General features: G+C 64.5%; 22 protein-coding genes. 7 read left to right on the top strand and 15 right to left on the bottom strand.

Annotated features, from left to right (window positions below; translation table 11 throughout):
• Nucleotides 1-35: 35 nt before the first annotated feature.
• Entirely contained in the window at nt 36-695 is a 660-nt protein-coding gene (gene ftsE, locus GA0004734_RS16670) for a cell division ATP-binding protein FtsE (protein ID WP_092935472.1), read from the bottom strand.
• Nucleotides 696-939: 244 nt separating this feature from the next.
• Between ftsE and GA0004734_RS16665 the strand changes: the two genes are divergently transcribed.
• From GA0004734_RS16665 to GA0004734_RS16655, 3 genes are all read left to right on the top strand, one after another.
• Nucleotides 940-1,554: a hypothetical protein gene (locus GA0004734_RS16665; protein WP_092935470.1), complete on the top strand. Its 615-nt coding sequence runs from the start codon at nt 940-942 to the stop codon at nt 1,552-1,554.
• A gap of 61 nt (nt 1,555-1,615) precedes the next feature.
• Nucleotides 1,616-2,167 (top strand): hypoxanthine phosphoribosyltransferase, encoded by a 552-nt coding sequence (hpt, locus tag GA0004734_RS16660; RefSeq protein WP_092935468.1) that lies wholly within the window; start codon nt 1,616-1,618, stop codon nt 2,165-2,167.
• A gap of 89 nt (nt 2,168-2,256) precedes the next feature.
• A complete protein-coding gene (locus tag GA0004734_RS16655; RefSeq protein WP_092935466.1) occupies nt 2,257-2,616 on the top strand; it encodes a response regulator in 360 nt (119 codons plus the stop codon).
• A 204-nt stretch (nt 2,617-2,820) separates the two neighbouring features.
• Here GA0004734_RS16655 and GA0004734_RS16650 read toward each other — a convergent pair whose 3' ends face one another.
• From GA0004734_RS16650 to argH, 4 genes are all read right to left on the bottom strand, one after another.
• Nucleotides 2,821-5,508 (bottom strand): TIGR02302 family protein, encoded by a 2,688-nt coding sequence (locus tag GA0004734_RS16650; protein ID WP_245292449.1) that lies wholly within the window; start codon nt 5,506-5,508, stop codon nt 2,821-2,823.
• 150 nt (nt 5,509-5,658) lie between these two features.
• Nucleotides 5,659-6,933 carry a diaminopimelate decarboxylase gene (gene lysA, locus GA0004734_RS16645; protein WP_092935464.1) on the bottom strand — a complete coding sequence of 425 codons (1,275 nt, stop codon included), beginning with the start codon at nt 6,931-6,933 and terminating at the stop codon, nt 5,659-5,661.
• A gap of 22 nt (nt 6,934-6,955) precedes the next feature.
• Nucleotides 6,956-7,312 carry an LPS translocon maturation chaperone LptM gene (locus GA0004734_RS16640; protein ID WP_092935463.1) on the bottom strand — a complete coding sequence of 119 codons (357 nt, stop codon included), beginning with the start codon at nt 7,310-7,312 and terminating at the stop codon, nt 6,956-6,958.
• Nucleotides 7,313-7,451: 139 nt separating this feature from the next.
• The gene (gene argH / locus GA0004734_RS16635; protein ID WP_092935461.1) at nt 7,452-8,855 is read right to left on the bottom strand and encodes an argininosuccinate lyase; all 1,404 of its coding nucleotides are present in this window, start codon (nt 8,853-8,855) and stop codon (nt 7,452-7,454) included.
• Nucleotides 8,856-8,899: 44 nt separating this feature from the next.
• Here argH and GA0004734_RS16630 point away from each other — a divergent pair, with 44 nt between their 5' ends.
• Nucleotides 8,900-9,577: a thiol:disulfide interchange protein TlpA gene (locus GA0004734_RS16630; protein ID WP_092935459.1), complete on the top strand. Its 678-nt coding sequence runs from the start codon at nt 8,900-8,902 to the stop codon at nt 9,575-9,577.
• A gap of 36 nt (nt 9,578-9,613) precedes the next feature.
• On the opposite strand, the gene GA0004734_RS16625 is transcribed toward GA0004734_RS16630, so the two are convergent.
• The 7 genes from GA0004734_RS16625 to GA0004734_RS16595 form a co-directional block, all read right to left on the bottom strand.
• Entirely contained in the window at nt 9,614-10,486 is an 873-nt protein-coding gene (locus GA0004734_RS16625) for a 3-hydroxybutyryl-CoA dehydrogenase (protein WP_092935457.1), read from the bottom strand.
• 173 nt (nt 10,487-10,659) lie between these two features.
• A complete protein-coding gene (locus tag GA0004734_RS16620; protein ID WP_092935455.1) occupies nt 10,660-11,589 on the bottom strand; it encodes an electron transfer flavoprotein subunit alpha/FixB family protein in 930 nt (309 codons plus the stop codon).
• A 156-nt stretch (nt 11,590-11,745) separates the two neighbouring features.
• Nucleotides 11,746-12,495 (bottom strand): electron transfer flavoprotein subunit beta/FixA family protein, encoded by a 750-nt coding sequence (locus GA0004734_RS16615; protein ID WP_092936384.1) that lies wholly within the window; start codon nt 12,493-12,495, stop codon nt 11,746-11,748.
• A gap of 357 nt (nt 12,496-12,852) precedes the next feature.
• Nucleotides 12,853-13,635 (bottom strand): rhomboid family intramembrane serine protease, encoded by a 783-nt coding sequence (locus tag GA0004734_RS16610; protein WP_092935453.1) that lies wholly within the window; start codon nt 13,633-13,635, stop codon nt 12,853-12,855.
• 62 nt (nt 13,636-13,697) lie between these two features.
• A complete protein-coding gene (locus tag GA0004734_RS16605) occupies nt 13,698-14,276 on the bottom strand; it encodes a cob(I)yrinic acid a,c-diamide adenosyltransferase (protein WP_092935451.1) in 579 nt (192 codons plus the stop codon).
• A 1-nt stretch (nt 14,277) separates the two neighbouring features.
• Nucleotides 14,278-14,475, bottom strand: a complete 198-nt coding sequence (locus tag GA0004734_RS16600; RefSeq protein WP_092935449.1) for a twin transmembrane helix small protein — start codon at nt 14,473-14,475, stop codon at nt 14,278-14,280.
• Nucleotides 14,476-14,526: 51 nt separating this feature from the next.
• Nucleotides 14,527-15,369: an SDR family oxidoreductase gene (locus GA0004734_RS16595; protein WP_092936382.1), complete on the bottom strand. Its 843-nt coding sequence runs from the start codon at nt 15,367-15,369 to the stop codon at nt 14,527-14,529.
• Nucleotides 15,370-15,586: 217 nt separating this feature from the next.
• On the opposite strand from GA0004734_RS16595, the gene GA0004734_RS16590 reads away from it, so the two are divergent.
• Nucleotides 15,587-16,543, top strand: a complete 957-nt coding sequence (locus tag GA0004734_RS16590) for a YihY/virulence factor BrkB family protein (protein ID WP_092935447.1) — start codon at nt 15,587-15,589, stop codon at nt 16,541-16,543.
• Here GA0004734_RS16590 and gluQRS read toward each other — a convergent pair.
• Nucleotides 16,511-17,431, bottom strand: a complete 921-nt coding sequence (gene gluQRS / locus GA0004734_RS16585; RefSeq protein ID WP_092935445.1) for a tRNA glutamyl-Q(34) synthetase GluQRS — start codon at nt 17,429-17,431, stop codon at nt 16,511-16,513. The genes GA0004734_RS16590 and gluQRS overlap by 33 nt on opposite strands.
• Before the next feature lie 70 nt (nt 17,432-17,501).
• Here gluQRS and GA0004734_RS16580 point away from each other — a divergent pair, with 70 nt between their 5' ends.
• Both GA0004734_RS16580 and GA0004734_RS16575 read left to right on the top strand, forming a co-directional pair.
• A complete protein-coding gene (locus tag GA0004734_RS16580) occupies nt 17,502-18,146 on the top strand; it encodes a DNA-3-methyladenine glycosylase family protein (protein ID WP_092935443.1) in 645 nt (214 codons plus the stop codon).
• A 134-nt stretch (nt 18,147-18,280) separates the two neighbouring features.
• The gene (locus GA0004734_RS16575) at nt 18,281-18,838 is read left to right on the top strand and encodes an HNH endonuclease (RefSeq protein ID WP_092935441.1); all 558 of its coding nucleotides are present in this window, start codon (nt 18,281-18,283) and stop codon (nt 18,836-18,838) included.
• A 61-nt stretch (nt 18,839-18,899) separates the two neighbouring features.
• On the opposite strand, the gene GA0004734_RS16570 is transcribed toward GA0004734_RS16575, so the two are convergent.
• Together GA0004734_RS16570 and GA0004734_RS16565 are read right to left on the bottom strand one after the other, a co-directional pair.
• Nucleotides 18,900-19,406, bottom strand: a complete 507-nt coding sequence (locus tag GA0004734_RS16570) for a disulfide bond formation protein B (protein WP_280949509.1) — start codon at nt 19,404-19,406, stop codon at nt 18,900-18,902.
• Between the two features lie 106 nt (nt 19,407-19,512).
• Entirely contained in the window at nt 19,513-20,124 is a 612-nt protein-coding gene (locus tag GA0004734_RS16565) for a YqaA family protein (protein ID WP_092935439.1), read from the bottom strand.
• Between the last annotated feature and the right edge of the window lie 26 nt (nt 20,125-20,150).

The raw sequence follows: 20,150 nt of genomic DNA, 5'->3' as shown, positions 1-20,150 counted from the left end.
AACTCTTCGTCAAGCCGGACGGCTTCTTGCGGGCGTCAGTCATAGATGTCGAGCCGCCCTTGCGACAGGATCATGCGGCGCGCTTCCACCTGATCCATCAGCGAAAGATCGTGCGTCGCGATGACGACGGCGGTGCCGAGGCGGTTCAGCTCCATGAAGAGGTTGAGCAGGCGGCGGGCCATCGGCGGATCGACATTGCCGGTGGGCTCGTCGGCAAGCAGGATCTCGGGCCGGTCGATCAGGGCGCGAGCGATGGCGGCGCGCTGTTTTTCACCGCCCGAGAGAACCGGTGGCAGGACGTTGATTCGCTCGCCAAGGCCGACCCAACCAAGAAGCTCCAGCACGTCGGAGCGATAGGACGATTCGTCCTTGCCCCGAACGCGCAGCGGCAACGCGACGTTCTCATAGGTCGTCAGATGATCGAGCAGGCGAAAATCCTGAAAGACGATGCCGACGCGGCGGCGCAGCATGGGCAGTTCGTCGCGCGGGATGGCGGTGATGTTGCGGTCGAACATGCGGATCAGGCCGCGCGTCGGCTGCAGCGACAGGAACAGAAGGCGCAGCAGCGTCGTCTTGCCGGCTCCAGAGGGGCCGGTGAGGAACTGGAAGGATTTGCGTGGAATATCGAAGGTCAGGTCGCGGAGAATTTCCGGTCCCATGCCGTAGCGCAATCCGACGTTTTCGAAATGGATCAACTTCCAGCCTCTGAGATGGACGCTCTACCGCCAAGTGCGGGCGCGATCCGACCAGCATGGTTAAACACTGGTTAATATTCCCTTTAACGTCACATGCAAAAACGTCGCTTTAAGGGCCGTGGCGGCGTCATGACCTTTCGCAAGGGCGTTGTGCGGCTTCATTTCCGTTCTGTTAACCCTTCGCCTTTACCTTTCGGAAAGGATTTTCGTCGTCTTCGGACGAACACATGGCGGAGGACGATGCATGGCCGGCTTTTCAAGCGCTTCGCGAGGGATCGATCTCCTGCCGCCGGAACGGACACGCATGACGCGTCCCGCATCGCGCGTGCTGCGCCAGACCGACGCGGTTGATGCCGTTTTCGAGGTAATGCCGCTTTCCCGCGCCGCCGCACCGCGTTCGCCAATTCCGGCCCGGCCCGTGGAGCATCGGCCTGGTTTCCTGAGGTCGTTCGAGCGGACATTGCAAGCGGTCTCGCCGCGCGCTTTCGCAGGCCTGACGATCGGGCTTTGCGCGGCCGCCTTCAGCCTTGCCATCACGCTTGCGCCGACTGCGCCGCAGGCCGCACCGGCGCTCGGCTTCGGCGATGTGCGCACGGACCTTCAGGATGCGAGCGGCCTGAAGGTCGTCGCCGTGTACGGCACGGTGGTCAACGCGACATCCGCACCCCACGAGATTCCGGATATCAAGGTCGATGTCGCAGCCTCCGGCCAACGCATGACGGCCGAGGGGCAGCTTGCTGGCAGCCGCATGCTGGCTCCGGGTGAAAGCCGCGCCTTCTCCGCACGCCTGCCGCATGCCGGGGGATCGGCGCCGATCGTGCAAATTTCCTTCGGCCCAGCGGGTGCTTCGCCGCGTTGACTGTGCTAACGCCAAGCCTTGAAGGACGCCGGACGGCGTCCCGTCGCCTGGAGCCATTGCCATGCCCGTCGTTCGCGGAAAGATGATCGAGACGCTGTTTTCGCCGGACGTGATTGCCACGCGCAACACAGAGATGGCGGCTGAAATCGTCAAGGGCCGAAATGACGACCTGCTGGTCATCTCGGTGCTCAAAGGCTCGTTCATCTTCGCAGCCGACCTCATCCGCGCCATGCATCATGCCGGCCTTGCGCCGGAAGTCGAGTTCATCACCCTGTCGAGCTATGGCACCGGCACCGTGTCGCGTGGCGTCAAGATCATCAAGGATATCGACAGCGATCCGCGTGACCGGGATGTGCTGCTGATCGACGATATTCTGGAGTCCGGCCGGACGCTCCGCTTCGCCCGCGACCTGATGCTGGAGCGCGGTGCGAAGTCCGTGTCGATTGCTGTTCTTCTCGACAAGAAGGTGAAGCGCGAGGTCGATTTCGAGGCGGATTTCGTCGGCTTCGAGTGCCCCGATTATTTCGTCGTCGGCTACGGCATGGATGTCGCCTACGCCTTCCGCGAGTTGCCTTTTGTGGGTGTCGTGACCGGAGACGCAGACAAGATCTGAAAGAGCTTCTCTGTTTCGAAGCATATCCTCTTTACGGTTTTCAAAGGAAACTCTGCGCTTTGTAGGCTTCCGAACCGTAGGAGGCCATGATGGCAAAGATCCTGATCACCGAGGACGAGGATTCTCTTCGCCGCTTCGTTGCGCGCGCGTTGCAGATGGATGGGCATGACGTCGTGCAGGCCGGCGATGGCGCCGAAGGCCTCGAGCACCTGCACGGCGCCCCGTTCGACCTCCTGCTCTCTGACATCCGCATGCCCGTCATGGACGGCATCGCCCTTGCGCACGAAGCTGCCGCCGCTTTTCCCAAGCTGAAGATCCTGCTGATGACCGGCTATGCCGAACAGCGCGAACGCGCCGACGACCTTGCCGACAAAATCATCGATGTCGTGGCGAAGCCCTTCAGCCTGCCGGATATTCGCAAGGCCGTTGCGGGGGCTCTGGCGGCTTGAGGCTGTTCGAATTTGAGGTTGCGGCGGCCCCTCATCCGGCTGCCGCCACCTTCTCCCCGCGCGCGGGGAGAAGGGACTTGTGGTGACCGTCTGATCTTCACCAGGTTCTGCTTTAACGCGCGTGAGTGCCGCATCGCCCTTCGCCCCGCTGGCGGGGAGAAGGTGGCGGCAGCCGGATGAGGGGCTGACCCAGCCCCAAACGCCTCACCGAATATCCAGCAACCGCTCCAGATACTGCCGCTCCACCTCCGGCGAGACATTGTTGCCGAGCCGGCGGCGGATTTCGTCGAGGATTTCGCGGGCGCGCTGGGTGTCGATCTCGTCGGGTACCTTCACCTGATCGCCGAAATCCGGGCCGGGGTTCTGCTGGCGGCGCCCCAGAGGGTCGCGGCCGTTCTGGCCGTATTGGGGGATGCCCTGGCCGGGACCTTGCCCTTGGCCCTGACCCTGGCTCATCTGGTTCATCATGTCCTGCGCGCCTTCACGCAGCGCCTGCAGCGCGCGGCCCTGGCTGCCGACGGCCTGTTCGCCCTGACCTTCGCCCAGCTGGCCTGCCGCGCCCTTCATCTCGCGACCGGCCTGGCCAAAGCCCTTGCCGGGCTTGATGCCCATGCCCTCTAGGCCCTTCTGAAGCTCGCCGAGCTGCTTTTCCAGAGCCTGTTGCTGGCCCTGAAGATCCTTCAGCGCCTGACGCAGTTGCTCCTCTGTCATCTGCCCGGTCGCGTCGCCGCCCTGTTGTTCCTGCTGTTGTTGACCCTGCTGCTGGTTCTGCTCTCCGGGCTGCTGCTCGAACAGGTTCTCGTCCGTCAACGGATCGCCCATCTGCATACGGTTGCGCAGGGCCTGATCATGCTTGAACGTCTGTTCCATCAGCCGCTGCTGCTCCTGCATCAGCTGGCCGAGCTTGTCCATCTGCTGGCGCATCTCGCTGTTGTCCTGGCCCTGCTGCATATCCTGCGGCGAGCGGCCAGCCTGGAGATTGTTCATCATCCGCTGCATTTCCGACAGCATCTGGCGCGCCTGATCCTTCGAGCCGGATTTCGCGAGGTTCTCGATCTGGTCCATCATCTTGTCCAGATCCTTGCTGCTCAGCATGTTCTCCATGTTGGGGCGCGCCGCCATTTGCGGGTTTTTCATTGCCTGTTCGGCGAGAGCCTGCATGAATTCCTTCATCGCCTCGCGCAGTTCCTGCATCGCCTTGGCGATTTCCTCGTCGGAGGCGTTGCGCTCCAGCGCGTCCGACAGCTTCTGCTGGGCTTCGCGCAGATTGCGTTCGGCAAGTGACAGATTGCCGTCCTCAATGCCGAGCGCGACTTCCCAGAGATAGTCGGCGGTGCCGCGCATCATCTCCTCGTCGCGCGCAAGCTCCATGCGGCCCTTGGCGGACTGGAGCAGGAGAAAGTGGGTGAGGTTGGGGATATTGTCTTCCGGGCGGATGTTCAGCGCGTCGTTGAGCTCGATGGCGCGGGGCAGGTCCTTGCTGTTCAGCGCCATCACCTGACGCTCCTCCGCCACGGCACCGGCGAGCGGCTGAGTGAAGCGGCGGGCGGGCAGGATCATCTCCTGCGGTACGCTGCGGCCTTCCTGTCCGGCCGCATCGCGTGCGACCAGCGTGATGCGCACGCGCTTGCCGGCCAGCGGATGCTCCGACAGGTTCCGGCTGGCGGTCGCCTTGGCGTCCTTGGCGTTGCGGCGGGGCAGGTCCAGGCGATATTCGGGCGCGGGATAGAGCGGCGTCGCTTCTGCCGGTGCTGCTTCGGTCGGCACGATCTCGGCGAAGGCTTCGCTGAGGCCGTAATCGTCCCTGGCGAGGAAGGGGATCTCCAGCGCGGCGTTGACCGTGGCGCGCGGGGTGCCATCGAAGGCGATGTCCGGGACGGCATCGGGAATGACGGCGAACTGCCATGTCTCCTTGCCGACCGTTAGCGTGCCGTCGCGGGTTATCTTGTAGAGATGGGTGCTGTTGTCGACCGGCGCGTTTGCCGCGGCTTCGGGAGCTGGCGCCGCATTGCCGGCCGCAGCCTCCTGACCGGGCGCCTTTTCCGGCTTTTGCGGGGTGATCGGCGTTGCTGCTGTCGCACCCTTGTCGAGGAAGGTCACAGTGGTGTCGGTGGCCGTACCCGCGCTCGTGACGCGCACGGTGACGTCGCTGAACTGCGGGATACGGAACAGGCTCGCCTCGGTGCCCTGAAGCTCCGTGCCTGCCGGCGGCTGGTCCTGCCGGCCTGTAAGGAAGACCGGCGCTCGGCCGGTATAGGCGGGCGGCGTGACCCAGGCGTCGATGCGCACATCCGGCGGCGCAACGATGTTTTCGGGAATGCGGAACGCATCGGATACGAGCCCGGCGCGGTTGGAATAGGAATAGGCGAAGGCGATGGCGACGAGGAGGACCGGCAGGGCGCGCAGGCCGAGGCTGTCATGGCGCGCGATATCAGGGCGCGGCAGGCCGGCTTCGAGCGCGCCGATCATCCGGGCCATGCGGCTCTGGTGCTCGAGCCAGAGCGCCTGCCCGAAGGCGCCGCCGGTCGCCGGTCTGTCGTGCTGAACGCCGATAGCCTGATGCGGCAGGGCGTTGCGCTCTTCGAGAAGTCGATCCGCCTCGTGCGTATCGGGCAGGCGGACGCGGAAGACGGGTACGAGAGCCGCGATGAAGGCAAGGACGAAGGCGAGCAGCAGGCCGGCATGCACCAGCGGCGGCACGGTGCGGAAGAGGCCGAACCAGGCTGCGGACAGGAACAGGAAGGCGACGGCAATGGGCGGAAGGGCGCGCGGTGCCAAACGCTCGGCAATGATGACGAAGCGCGCAAAGCCGCGCTTCCGGGCCAGCGCGCGCGCCATGCCGGACGTGCGGTCTTTGCCGTCTGAATTCGTCTGCCGCCGGAATTCTGCCATCCGTACCGTCCTGCTTATGTTTCAGAGCCTCTCGTCACGCGATTCCCGCGCGCCCAAGGCCCGTTTGCAGGCCAAGGATACCATTGTTTGTGGCGAAGACGAGGGCGAGAACGCAATCGTGAACGTGCTCCCCGTCGCTCGCCGGCTCGCTCAGTCTTGCGAAAGCCAATCCGGCAGGCTGTCGAGGCCGATCAGGTCTTCGATGGTGGTGCGGGGCCGCACGACGTGGAAGCGGTTGCCCTTGACGAGCACCTCCGGCACCAGCAGCCGCGAATTGTAGGTGCCCGCCTGCACGGCGCCATAGGCGCCGGCCGTGCTGACGGCGAACAGATCGCCGGCACGCGGCATGGCCATCTCACGGTCGAGCCCCAGATAATCGCCGGTCTCGCAGACCGGGCCGACCACGTCCGCCCGGATACGCGGCGCATTGGCGGCAGAGATCCGCACAGGGCGGATCTCGTGATAGGCCTCATAGAGGGTCGGGCGGATGAGGTCGTTCATCGCGGCATCGACGATGACGAAAGTCTTCGACCCGCCATCCTTCACATAGATCGTCTCGGTGACCAGAATACCGGCATTGCCGACGATCAGGCGGCCGGGCTCCATGACGATGCGGCAGCCGAGGCCGGCGAGCTGGTCCTTGACGATCGCCGCATAAGCATCGGGCAAGGGCGGTGGATTGTTGTCTTCCTTGTAGGGTACGCCGAGGCCGCCGCCGACATCGACATGGTCGATGACGTGGCCATCGGCCCGCAACGTTTCCACGAGATCGCGCAGCACCTTGAAGGCATCCTCGAACGGTTGCAGATCGGTGATCTGGCTGCCGATATGCATGTCGATGCCGGTGACCTTGATGCCGGGAAGCGTCGCTGCATGGGCGTAGACCGCGCGGGCGCGCTCATAGCCGATGCCGAATTTGTTTTCCTTCTTGCCGGTCGAGATCTTCGCGTGGGTCTTCGCGTCCACATCCGGATTGATGCGGAAGGAGACGTGCGCCTGACGGTTCAGCCGTACGGCGCGGGCGTTGAGGACTTCGAGCTCCGGCTCGGACTCGACGTTGAAGCAGTAGATGCCGGCGGCCAGCGCCAGATCCATCTCGCCCGCCGTCTTGCCGACGCCGGAGAACATGATGCGCTCGGCCGGAATGCCCGCCGCCAGCGCGCGGGCGAGCTCGCCGCCGGAGACCACGTCGATGCCGGCGCCGAGGCGGCCGAGCGTCTTGAGGACGGCCTGGTTGGAATTCGCCTTCATCGCATAACAGACGAGCGCGTCGATGCCGTCGAAGGCCTTTGCGAAGACGGCGTAGTGCCGCTCCAGCGTCGCGGTGGAATAGCAATAGAAGGGCGTGCCGACGGCGCGGGCGATGTCGGTGACCGGCACGTCTTCCGCATGCAGAACGCCGTCGCGATATTCGAAATGATTCACGGGATGGGCCTTGAGATGGCTGTCAGAGCAGCGGATCGAGGAGGAAGGGGCGCTCGGGAACGTCGGTCTGGTCGCCGGTGCGGCCGCTGCGGGCGGCTGCGTTGTCCGATCCGGGAACGACGTTCATCTGCGTGACGGCCGTCGTCTGGCTGGATGCGTTGCCGGTCACGGCGGAGCTGGCCGGTGCGGCGCCGCTTGCCGGGCGCACAAGCCCGGACGGGGCGGCGGATGGCGTACGGGTCGTGTTCCCCGCCTCCTTCGCAGCCTGCTCGCGGGCGACGCTCGGACGTTCGAGATCTCCCTTGCGGCCGCAGCCGGAGGCCGTCAGCACCGTTGCCGTCAGAAGCAGCGCCGTCAGGGCGGCAGTCCGGAATGTCATCGTCGCGGGTCCTTTGCGAAGGCGGGCGGTTCCTCTTAGCTGTTTTTCCAGGACCGCGCACGTTCGAAATTCTGATGGATCGCCCGGGGAAAATGATGGGTTTCCCCGGGGATCGATGTCGGCTCGAGACGGGGTTGCCTCAGTTGCGCGCGCGCCACCAGGCGATCTGGCGGCGGACTTCGGCCGGGGCCGTTCCGCCGAAGGAGGTGCGGCTGGCGACGGAGGCCTCGACGGTCAGGACATCGAAGACCTTGTCGGTGATCGCATCGTGAATGGCCTGGAGGTCTTCGAGGCTGAGTTCGCCAAGGTCGCAACCCTTGCCTTCGGCCAGCGCCACGGCGCGGCCGGTGACGTGGTGCGCGTCGCGGAAGGGCAGGCCGGCTTCGCGGACCAGCCAGTCGGCAAGGTCGGTCGCGGTGGAGAAGCCGGAGCCTGCTGCCTTTTTCATCCGGTCGGTGTTGATGGTCATGTCGCGGACCATGCCGGTCATGGCGGCAAGGCCCAGCTCCAGGCTCTCCGCGCTGTCGAAGACCTGTTCCTTGTCTTCCTGCATGTCCTTGGAATAGGCGAGCGGCAGGCCCTTCATGATGGTGAGAAGCGCGATCAGCGAGCCGTTGATGCGGCCGGTCTTGGCGCGCACCAGTTCGGCGGCATCCGGGTTCTTCTTCTGCGGCATGATGGAAGAGCCGGTGGAGAAGGCATCCGAAAGGCGCACAAAACCGAATTGCGGCGTCGACCAGATGACGATCTCTTCGGCAAGGCGCGACAGATGGGTGGCGGAGATCGCCGCGATCGACAGGAACTCCAGCGCGAAATCCCGGTCGGAGACCGTGTCGATGGAATTGCGTGTCGGGCCGGAGAAGCCGAGCGCCTTCGCCGTCATGTGCCGGTCGATCGGAAAGCCGGTGCCGGCGAGTGCGGCCGCACCGATCGGGCTTTCGTCCATGTGCTCGATGGCATGCCGCACGCGGGCACGGTCGCGGCCGAACATCTCGACATAGGCCATGCAGTGATGGCCGAAGGTCACCGGCTGGGCCGTCTGCAGATGGGTGAAGCCCGGCATGACCGTATCGGCATGTTCCTCGGCGCGGTCGAGGAAGGCGGCGATCAGGCGCGTCAGCGCGGTCTCGACCTTCTGCAACTCTTCCTTGACCCAGAGGCGGAAGTCGAGCGCGACCTGATCGTTGCGCGAGCGCGCGGTGTGCAGCCGGCCGGCAGCAGGGCCGATCAGCGTCGCCAGCCGCGATTCGACGTTCATGTGGATGTCTTCGAGGCGGCGGGAGAATTCGAAGGTTCCGGCTTCGATGTCCGACAGGATCGTGTCGAGGCCACCGAGAATGGCATCCTTGTCGGTGCCGGAAATGATGCCCTGATGGGCCAGCATCTCGGCATGGACCTTCGAGCCTCTGATATCCTGCGCATAGAGCTTCTTGTCGAAGCCGATGGAGGCGTTTATCTCCTCCATGATGGCATCGGGTCCGGACGCGAAACGACCGCCCCACATCTGGTTGGAGGTTTTCGTCTCGGAAGCGCCGTCAGCCATCGCAGATATCCGTTCCTCAAAAGGATCAAGTCTTGAAAACCGACATGACAGACCCGGGAAAACCCCGCTCCGCCCTGCGGCTCGTGGCGCTTGCAGCCCTTCTGGGCCTGATCGCCGGTGCGGCTGCGGTATACGTCAGGCAAAGCGGGTCTGGCAATGCTCCGGAGGTCGCTTCCCTGGGGGATGCGGGGCAATGTGCTGCGGCGTCCGACAATATTGCAGGGCTGACGCCGCTGATGAAGGGGCAGGTCGCCGCCATGGCGCCGGCGGACCGGCCGCGGCTTCTGGAGGGACTGACCTTCAAGGACGGCGCGGGCAAAGACATCACGCTCGCCGATTTCAAGGGTCGCACCGTGCTTCTCAATCTCTGGGCGACATGGTGCGTGCCTTGCCGCGAGGAGATGCCCGCGCTGGACAGGCTGGAGGCGGCCGAGGGGAGCGACCGCTTCGAGGTGGTCGCCGTCAATATCGACACCGGCAACGACGAGAAGCCGAAAGCGTTTCTTTCGGAGACGGGCGTGAAGGCGCTGAAACCCTACCGCGATGCCTCCATGGGCGTCTTCAATGCCCTGAAGAAGGAGGGGCTCGCCTTCGGTCTGCCGGTGACCGTGTTGCTGGACGACAAGGGTTGCCTGCTGTCCGCTATGAACGGGCCGGCGGCCTGGGATGGCGAGGAGGGGCGGGCGCTGGTGCGGGCCGCCACGTCGGCGGGCGGCTCCTGAGGCCATCGCCGACGACGAGATGGGCGCGCCGTCGTTCTACCGCGTCGGAACCGGGGTTTCCCCGCGATAGTCGTAGAAGCCGCGGCCGGACTTTCGGCCGAGCCAGCCGGCCTCGACATATTTCACCAGAAGCGGGCAGGGGCGGTACTTGCTGTCGGCGAGGCCGTCATGGAGGACCTGCATGATCGACAGGCAGGTGTCGAGGCCGATGAAGTCTGCAAGCTGAAGCGGCCCCATGGGGTGGTTCGCGCCGAGCTTCATGGCGGTGTCGATGGCATCGACGGTGCCGACGCCTTCGTACAGCGTATAGATCGCCTCGTTGATCATCGGCAGGAGGATGCGGTTGACGATGAAGGCGGGAAAATCCTCTGCAACCGTAATGGTCTTGTCGAGGGCGGTGACGAACTGGCGGGCCGAGGCGAACGTGCCTTCCTCGGTTGCAATGCCGCGCACCAGTTCCACGAGCTTCATGACCGGAACCGGGTTCATGAAGTGGATGCCCATGAAGCGCTCCGGCCGGTCCGTGGCGGAGGCGAGGCGTGTGATCGAAAGGGACGAGGTGTTGGTGGCAAGGATCGCGTCCGGCTTGAGGACCGGACAGACGGCGACGTAGATCTTGCGCTTGATCGCTTCGTCTTCGGTGGCGGCCTCGATCACGAGGTCGGCCGGCGACAGATCCGTGAGGTCGGAGGAGCCCTTGATCAGCGTCAGCGCCTTCTTGCGCTCATCCTCGGTCAGTTTTCCGGAGGAGACCTGGCGGGCCATGTTGCCGTTGATCGTGGCAAGGCCGGCCTCGATGCGGTCGGGCGCGATGTCGTAGAGGTGTACCTTGTAGCCTGCCATGGCGGCGACCTGCGCAATGCCGCAGCCCATTTGTCCCGCACCGACGATTCCGACATTCTTGATCATCAAGCCGTTGTTCCCCAATCGCAGCCGACGTTCAGGACCGCTGAAGGCCTGTATGGAAGTGATACCGGCTGGCCGTCGTTTTTGCCAGTGCTTTCCGTCGTTCTCCGCACGTCTTCGAATGCAAAACGGCCGCATCGGGGGGATGCGGCCGTTCAATTATCGGTGTGTCCGGCTCACAGCGCTTTTTCGAGTTCCGGCAGCAGCGTGAAGATGTCGCCGACGAGGCCGTAATCCGCGACCTGGAAGATCGGGGCGTCCTCGTCCTTGTTGATGGCGACGATGACCTTGGAGTCCTTCATGCCGGCGAGGTGCTGGATGGCGCCGGAAATGCCGCAGGCGATATAGAGTTGCGGGGCGACGACCTTGCCGGTCTGGCCGACCTGCCAGTCGTTCGGGGCATATCCGGCATCGACGGCGGCGCGCGATGCGCCGACGGCGGCACCCAGCTTGTCGGCGAGCGGCAGGATGACCTCCTGGAACTTTTCCGCCGAGCCGAGCGCGCGGCCGCCGGAAACGATGATCTTCGCCGACGTCAGTTCCGGACGGTCGGAGGAGGACAGGGCATCGCCGACGAAGGTGGACAGGCCCGGATCGGCCGCGGCAGGCACGGGCTCGACCGATGCCGAACCGCCGGCGGCGGCGGGCGCGAATGTCGAGGTGCGCACGGTGATGACCTTTTTGGCATCGCCCGACTGCACCGTCTGGATGGCGTTTCCGGCATAGATCGGCCGTTTGAACGTGTCGGCCGAGACGACCTCGGTGATTTCCGAGATCTGGGCGACATCGAGCAGGGCTGCCACGCGGGGCATGACGTTCTTGCCGACGGAGGTGGCCGGCGCGATCAGCACATCGTAGCTGCCGGCAAGCGACACGAGCAGGGCTGCCAGCGGCTCGGCAAGGTTGTTGGCAAGGCCCGCATCGTTGGCGAGCAGGACCTTGGAGACGCCGGCAAGAGCTGCAGCGCTTGCTGCCGAGGCATCCGCACCGTCGCCGGCGACCAGAACGTGAATGTCGCCGCCGATGGCGGTTGCGGCGCTGATGGTGCGGGCGGTGGCGTCGGAAACGGTCTGACCGTCATGATCCGCCAGAAGAAGAATGGCCATGTCGTATGTTCTCCTCAAAGTCTCAATCTGTCTTGGCTGCGGTCTCTTGCCTGTCTATCTCGACGGGCATCCGGCAGCACATCACGTGCAAGGGCGTTTGGCTGGGAGCCGCCGCGCGGTCCCTCAGGGCCGGCGGCGGACCTTTGTCCAGGGCGCCTAGAGCACGCCGGCTTCGTTCTTCAGCTTGTCGACGAGTTCGGCGACCGAGCCGACCTTGATGCCTGCCTTGCGGCTGGCGGGCTCCTCTGTCTTCAGAACGGTCAGGCGCGGTGCTGTATCGACACCGAAATCGGCAGGTGTCTTCTTGTCGAGCGGCTTCTTCTTCGCCTTCATGATGTTGGGCAGCGAGGCGTAGCGCGGCTCGTTGAGGCGCAGGTCCGTCGTGACGACGGCGGGAAGCTTGATGTCGATCGTCTGGAGACCGCCATCCACTTCGCGGGTCACGGTCGCCTTGTCGGCGCCGAGTTCGACCTTGGAGGCGAACGTACCCTGGCTCCAGCCGAGCAGTGCCGACAGCATCTGGCCCGTCTGGTTGCTGTCGTCGTCGATGGCCTGCTTGCCGACGATAACGAGCGAGGGCTGTTCGGCCTCCACGACGCCCTTCAGGATCTTGGCGACGGCCAGCGGCTCGACGGCAGCGTCGGTCTCGACGAGGATGGCGCGGTCCGCGCCCATGGCGAGGGCGGTGCGCAACGTTTCCTCGGCCTTGGCCGGGCCGATCGAGACGACGACCACTTCGCTTGCCTTGCCCGCTTCCTTCAGCCGCAGCGCTTCTTCCACGGAGATTTCGTCGAAGGGGTTCATCGACATCTTCACATTGGCAAGCTCGACGCCGGAACCGTCCGGCTTGACGCGGATCTTGACGTTGTAGTCAACGACGCGCTTCACGGTGACAAGAATTTTCATGGAGCCTTCCTTCATCGAATCTCGGCAGTTCATCTCAGCAGTGAAGCCGGGCCAAACGCCCCGGCGAAGATCTGACGCGCTGTTACCCGGCTGCGTGTGGCAGCACCAGCACGTGTGGTTTCCGTGTGGCGCCTCTCGACACCGATCCTGAAGCCGCAGGCTTTTCAGGCATATGCATCATGGGATCGCATATTCCCGCGCCGCCCCGTCAGTCGATTGGCGACATCGATACGCGTTTTTTCCACAATTACAATCTTGCCTGAACTCGCTCCCGGTCCCGAGGCGTAAATTACTGACCTTTACGTGCACGTCAATAGTTCTCGTAAAGATTCTCGGGGAGATCTGTGTGGTTTCTGCTCACGGGCGCGTGCCCCATGGGCCTGCTCTCTCCTGCTGTGGCGGGTGGTCGCGTGGCCCGGCGTCGGCGAGACGCACCGCCTTGGGTACGATAACGACCCGGTCGAACAGGGGAACGCCCTTTCGGCGCATGACAAGGACCAAGAGAAGGCCAGCGATAATGCCGCCGACATGCGCGCCCCATGAGACGTCGGCCGAGGGATCGACCGCCAGCATGTAAAACTGCTGGGCAATCCACAGTGCCAGCGGGATGAAGGCCGGCAATGGCAGGGGAATACGGAAGAGGACGAGCACCCAGACGCGGACTTTGGGATGCAGCAGGAAATAGGCCGCGACAACACCCGAGACCGCGCCGGACGCGCCGATCAGCGGAGCCTGCGAAAAGGGTACCACCAGTCCGTGGACGAGTGCACCGGCCGCCGCGCAGGCAAGGTAGAAGACCAGGAAGCGCAGGTGGCCCAGCGCGTCCTCCACATTGTCGCCGAACACCCAAAGGAACAGCATGTTGGTGCCGAGGTGGTAGAGATCGGCATGCAGGAAGGCATAGGTGATGTGGGTTGCGGCTTCCGGCACGACGGCGATACCGGGCGCCAATGTCGCATCGCCGAAGATCAGCGCCGGGATATAGCCGAAGGAGAGAAGATCGGCATTGACGGTCGAGGCTTCCACGAAGAGTGGGCCGGTGAGGAAGAAGACGAGCACGTTCGCCACGATCAGCCCGATCGTCACGACCTGCAGGCGGATATGCTTCAGGTTGTTGCGATCGTGAAGCGGTATGAACATGCTGTCTCCTGCGGCGCCGACGGACTCAATCTGATGCCGGCCCTTACCGAGTAAGACCGGGCTTACCTTGTGAGCCCGGGCACCCAGAGCACGTCGCCGCGACCGCGATCGTTCAGCCAGCGGGCCGCGACGAAGAGGAAGTCGGAGAGCCGGTTGACATATTCGAGCGCCGCCGGGCTGACCGTCTCGCCTTCCGTGTGGGAGAGGGCGACCATGGCGCGCTCGGCACGGCGCGCGATGGTGCGGGCGAGGTGCAGGTGGGCTGCGGCCGGGGTGCCGCCGTTGAGCACGAAGGAGCGCAGCGGCTCCAGATCGGCGTTCAGACGGTCGATCTCGCTTTCCAGACGCGCGACCTGACCGGCAACGATGCGCAGCGGCTCATAGGGCAGGGTCTCGCCGGTATCCGGCGTCGAAAGGTCAGCGCCAAGGTCGAAAAGATCGTTCTGGATGCGCTTCAGCATCTCGTCGACCTCCGGCTCGCTCGACGTCGTCAGGCGCGCCATGCCGATCGCGGCATTCGCCTCGTCGATCGTGCCGTAGCATTCAATCCGCAGGTCGTTCTTGAGGCGGCGCGGGCCGGCGGCAAGGCCTGTCGTGCCGTCGTCGCCGGTGCGGGTGTAGATTTTGTTGAGCTTGACCATGTCAGCGCCCTCCGCCGGTGATCCAGAGTGTCAGCATGATCAGGCCGATGGCGACGGCCTGCAGCAGGACGCGGGCCTGCATCAGCTTGTTGGAGGCGTTGCCGCTGCCGCCCTTGGCCATGGTGATCAGGCCGCGGATCAGCACGATGACGACGAGGCCCATGACGAGCAAGGTGAGGCCGGTAAGGAAGGAACTCATGCGCAGTCTTTCTGACGGCCGCTGCCGTCCCACCAGAGAGGATCCGGCCGCTCAGCCGAGGCGCCCAATAATGCGATAGAACAGGCCCGCCGGAAGCCATTTTTTCAGCCGTGCGCCCTGTTTGGCCGGTTGAGTCACAATATAGTGCGGTCGCGGGCGTTTTGCCGTCAAAGCTTTCACAAGAACGGCATAGACCGCCTCCGGCCCGAGCTTGCCACGCGACGGGCCGCTTTCGCCGGTCAGCCGACGCATCTGCCGGGCATATTCCTCGCGGTGAACGGAACCTTCGAGATCGATGTGACGGCGGATATGCGTGACCGCAGTGGCGGTAAAGCGCGACTCGATGGGGCCGGGCTCGATGAGGCTGACCTCGATGCCGGTGCCGGCAAGCTCCATGCGCAGGGTCAGAGACAGGCCCTCGATGGCGAACTTCGAGGCATTATAGGCGCCGCGCCACCTGTAGGGCACGATGCCGAGGATAGAAGAACACTGCACGATGCGACCGCGGCCCTGCGCCCGCATGACGGGAATGACGCGGCGGGTGAGGTCGTGCCAGCCGATGACATTGGTTTCGAGCTGCTGGCGAAGCGCTTCCGTCGGAAGATCCTCCACCGCACCGGCCTGCCCGTATGCGCCGTTGTTGAACAGCGCATCCAGCCGCCCGCCGGTGCGCGCCAGAACCGCCTCGACCAGTGCCGCGATCGTTTCCGTGCGGGTGTAGTCCATCAGAAAGGTCTCGATGCCATCGGCTTCAAGGCTTTCCCGGTCTTCCTCCCGGCGCACGGTCGCGAAGACGCGCCAGCCGTCTCGGGTGAGCGCTCTTGCGGCATAGGCGCCGATGCCGGAGGAGCATCCCGTGACGATGATGGTGGGCCGGTGGGGGCTGTCTGTCATGGGGCTCTTGTCGATCTGAACGTTGCTCGCGGGCATGTGCACGTGACATGTGGACTTGGAGCGCTGGTTTCCCATATTCGCAGGCAGGTGACAATGTGGCGGCACCTGCGAGAATGGCTGGGTGAACGCCCGGGTGCGTGAACGTACATGAAACCAAATCGCGGCGTGTTTCGTATCCCGGAGAAAGGGACGTCGCGTCCTTGAGAACGGAGACCGGATGCCGTTGTTCCTGCGTATGGCCTGGAAGGTCACATTCGACGCGTTGTGGCATTTCAGCGACGATGACGGCTGGGCGATGGCCAGTCACGTCGCACTGTCGTCACTGCTCGCGATCTTTCCGTTCCTGATCTTCGGCACCGCGCTCGGCAGCTTTCTCGGAGCCGACCAGTTCGCCACCACTGCCGTCCACCTGATCTTCGACACATGGCCGCCATCGATCGCAAAGCCGATCGCCGACGAGATCGTGCAGGTGCTGACGACGCCGCGCGGCGGTTTGCTCACCGTTTCGGTGCTGGCTGCGGCCTATTTCGCGTCCAATGGCGTCGAGGCGCTGCGCATCTCGCTCAACCGCGCCTACCGCGTGGCGGAAAGCCGGCCGTGGTACGTGACGCGCCTCGCCAGTCTCGGCTTCGTGATGGCGGGCGTCGTCATCCTCGCCTTCGTCAGCCTGCTGCTCGTCGCCGTTCCCCTGGCGCTTCGCTATGCCGACCGCTGGCTGCCTTGGCTGGACGAGCTTCTGTCCATGGTGGACAACTGGGGACTGGCGCTCGCGCTCCTGATCCTCACCTGCGGGCTGATTGTCTCGCATCTCTGGCTGCCCGATGGCCGGCGAAAGATCATGGATGTCCTGCCCGGCATTCTCATCACGCTCATTGCCTGGACGATCGGCGCCTTCGGTTTCGCGTCATACCTCTCGAATTTCGCGAACTACGTCTCGACCTATGCGGGCCTTGCCTCGATCATGATCGTGCTCGTCTTCCTGTATATGCTCGGCGCGATCTTCATCATCGGCGCCGAGATCAATGCCGCGATCATGAAGTACAAGGTCAAGCGCATGGTCATCCGCCATTTCCGCGGCATGCCGGCGGTCGAGGCGACGGGCACGCGTGACATCGCGCTTCCAGAGGAGGCAGCACCGGCGTCAGAGGACAAGCGCGCGGACATCCGCCGCTGAGAGGCCGCTTTCCCGCAGGGCGGCAAGGCCCGTGTCCCGATGGCTCTTCGACAGCTTGCGCCCATCCGGCCCGAGGATGAGGCGGTGGTGGTGGTAGACGGGTTCCGGCAGGTCGAGAAGGGTTTGGAGCAGGCGGTGCACCGCCGTCGCATGGAAGAGGTCCTGCCCGCGCACGACATGTGTCACGCCCTGCAACGCGTCGTCCACCGTCACCGACAGGTGATAGCTGGAGGGCGCATCCGGCCGCGACAGAATGACGTCGCCCCAGGCTTCCGGTCGCGCTTCGACCGTTCCTGCCATGCTTTCCGGATTGCCTGTTTCTCCCTGCGGACGGACACCGGTCTCGCGCCATGCGAGCAGCCTGTCGATGCTGTTGCAAGCTTTCTGCATGTCCAGGCGCCAGGCGTAAGGTCGTCCGGTCGCCGCTGCTGCGGCAACCGCATCCTCTCTCTGCCGGATATCCCATGTTCGCTCAGGGCCGGGATAGAGCGGCGCACCGTCGGGATCGCGCGGCCAGGTGCCGCCGCCGACCTCGATGGCTGCGACATGAGCGCGGATCTCGCCACGGGTCAGGAAAGCGGGGTAGACGAGGCCGTGGGACCGGAGGCGGTCGAGCGCGGTCTCGTAGTCGGCAAAGTGTTCGGACTGGCGCCGCACAGGCTCCTCGAACGAGAATCCGAGCCAGTCGAGATCCTCGAAGATCGCGTGTTCGAATTCCAGCCGGCAGCGTGCGCGGTCGATGTCCTCCAGCCTCAGCAGAAGCCGGCCACCTGCCGCGCTCGCAAAATCCGCGTTGAGCAGGGCCGACAGAGCATGGCCGAGATGAAGCGCGCCGTTCGGGCTGGGCGCGAAGCGATACACCGGGGGCTTTGGCGGGCTGTTCGGCATGCTCCTGTTCTGCCATCAATGCGCCGACGAGCCAAGACGGTCGAGCCGAGACGGTGGGAGGACCCTCGCAATGCGGATTTCAAGCGACGACGATGTCACTTTCGGCCTGGCGGCGCTGGGCGCCCTCGATCCCCGGCTCGCGTACACTATCGCCATTGCCGGCCCGGTGCCGCTGCGACGGTCCGAGCCTGGCTTTTCCGGTCTGGCCGCGATCATCGTGTCGCAGATGATCTCCAAGGCGAGCGCGGCTGCGATCTGGAACCGGATGCTCCTGCGGCTCGGCACGGTCGAGGCGCAGGCCTTCCTGGCGCTGGACGATGAGGATTGCCGCGCCATCGGGCTATCGGGTGCGAAGATCAAGGCGCTGCGGGGTTCGGCCGTGGCGGCTGAGACCGGCGTGCTCAACCTTGAGGCAATCTGCGATATGGAAGCGGAAGCCGCGATTTCAGCTTTGTGTGCGCTGCCGGGCATCGGTCGCTGGACGGCGGAGGTCTATCTCGTCTTCTGCGCGGGTCACAGAGATGTGTTTCCGGTCGGGGACATCGCCCTGCAGAGCGCCGTTGCGCATGCGCTTCACTTGCCGGCGCGTCCATCCGCTCGGGCATTGGAGGCGATCAGTGTCGCGTGGAGCCCATGGCGCAGCGTCGCGGCACGGTTGTTCTGGGCTTACTATGCAAGCTGCATGCGTCGCGATGCGACGCCTGTCGTGACCTGATGCGCGCCGCGGCGCGTGGCGCGTAACCATCTGAAATGAATCTTTTGTTCCCGATTTCCTTTCGGCTTCACAATCCTGACGTAACGGGCCTAATATAGAAGTGCAGATGCCGAATCGATCAGGAGTCACTGGACTTGACGATTGCAGTCTCACCTCAGGCCTTGCCTGCGCTCGTGTTGAACGCGGACTACCGGCCTCTTAGTTATTACCCTTTGTCGCTCTGGTCCTGGCAGGACGCGATCAAGGCGGTCTTCCTTGACCGTGTCGTTATTCTCGCGGAATACGACCACCAGGTTTCTTCGCCCAGCTTTTCGATGAAGCTTCCAAGCGTCGTCTGCCTGAAGAGCTATGTGCAGCCCTCGCGTCACCCGGCCTTCACCCGTTTCAACGTCTTCCTGCGCGACCGGTTCGAGTGCCAGTATTGCGGCTCGCCAGACGACCTGACCTTCGATCACGTCATTCCGCGCTGCCATGGCGGGCAGACGACGTGGGAGAACGTGGTGGCCGCATGCTCGCCCTGCAACCTGCGCAAGGGCGGCAAGATGCCGCGCAATGCCGGCATGTTCCCGCACCAGAAGCCCTATCACCCGACGGTGCAGGACTTGCACAATAACGGCCGGCTGTTCCCGCCGAACTTCCTGCACGAAAGCTGGATGGACTATCTCTACTGGGATGTCGAACTGCAGCCATAAGGCTTGGCTGTGGCGGACCGCCGACGGGTTTGCGGGTGCCTGAACGGGCGCCCGTTTCGCGTTACCGCGCCTTGATGGCGCCGCGGATGGCAAGGGCCGCGAGCACAAGGCTAGCCAGCACGTTCCAGCCGGCGAACGACAAGCCGAGCACGCGGAGCGCCGCATCCATGCAGGACGGGCCGTGCTTGCTGTCTAGATCGCTTAGGAGATCGCCGACATTCGCCGAGACGCCCTGCGCCGAGGTTGCGCAGCTTGAAGGTCCCTCCCAGAAATGCCACTCGACGCCTGCGTGGTAGATGCCGATGCCGGCGCCGACCAGCATCATAATCGCCACGACCGCCAGCAGAAGCCGGGGCAGCCAGGCCGGCATGGGGAAGGCGGCGCTGATGATCGCGAGCACGCCGACGGGAATGCCGTAATAGTATGGCTCGCGCTGCATCAGGCAGAGCGCGCAGGGGATATAGCCGCCGAGATGCTCGAAGCCGAGCGCGGTTCCCACCGTGACGATCATGCCGAGCGTGACGAGGACGGCGGAGGACAGGGCAGGGGAGCGTTGGATGGCTGTCACGGTCTACGGGCTCCGGAAGGCGGGTTCGCTGTGCGGGTCACGAAGCCCTTACAGCATATCGTTGGGGAGCGAAATCTGTTTTGCGGCGGCGGCTTCGCGTGAAGTGTCAGGGTGTGACGATCTCGGGATTGTGCAGGAAGAAGCGGTAGGCGACGAAAAGGACGATCAGCGCGGCGGCGGCGACCGCCGAAATCAGGCCGAGGCGCTTCTCGATGAAATGCCGGATCTCCTCGCCATAGCGGCGCAGCAGCCAGGCCAGGAGAAAGAATCGCGCGCCGCGCGCGATGATGGCGCAGACGATGAACAGGCCGAGGTGAATGCCCGCGACGCCGGACAGGATCGTCACGACCTTGATGGGCGGCAGATGTGCGAGGCCCGAGGTGATCAGCAGCAGCACCAGCATCTCGTTGCTGAAGGACGCCCGCATCGTCTCGAAGGCTTCGAGCTTGCCGTAGAATTCGAGCACCGGCCGCGCCAGCGCCTCGAAGGCGTAATGCCCGAGATACCAGCCGGCGATACCGCCGAGCACGGAGGCAACGGTCGCGACCGCCGCGTAGCGCCAGGCGCGCTCCGGCCGTGCCAGCGCCATCGGCAGGAACAGGACATCGGCCGGCACGAGAAAGATGGAGCTCTCCACGAAGGCGATGACGGCAAGCCAGACCTCGGCCGACTTGCGCGCGGCAAGCGACATGGTCCAGTCGTAAAGGCTGCGGAGCATCGGCAATTCCTCGTTCACGTAACAAG

Origin of the sequence: Rhizobium sp. 9140 (assembly GCF_900067135.1) — a bacterium.
In the GTDB taxonomy this organism is placed as follows: Bacteria; Pseudomonadota; Alphaproteobacteria; order Rhizobiales; family Rhizobiaceae; genus Ferranicluibacter.
This window is presented reverse-complemented; position numbering and strand designations above follow the sequence as displayed.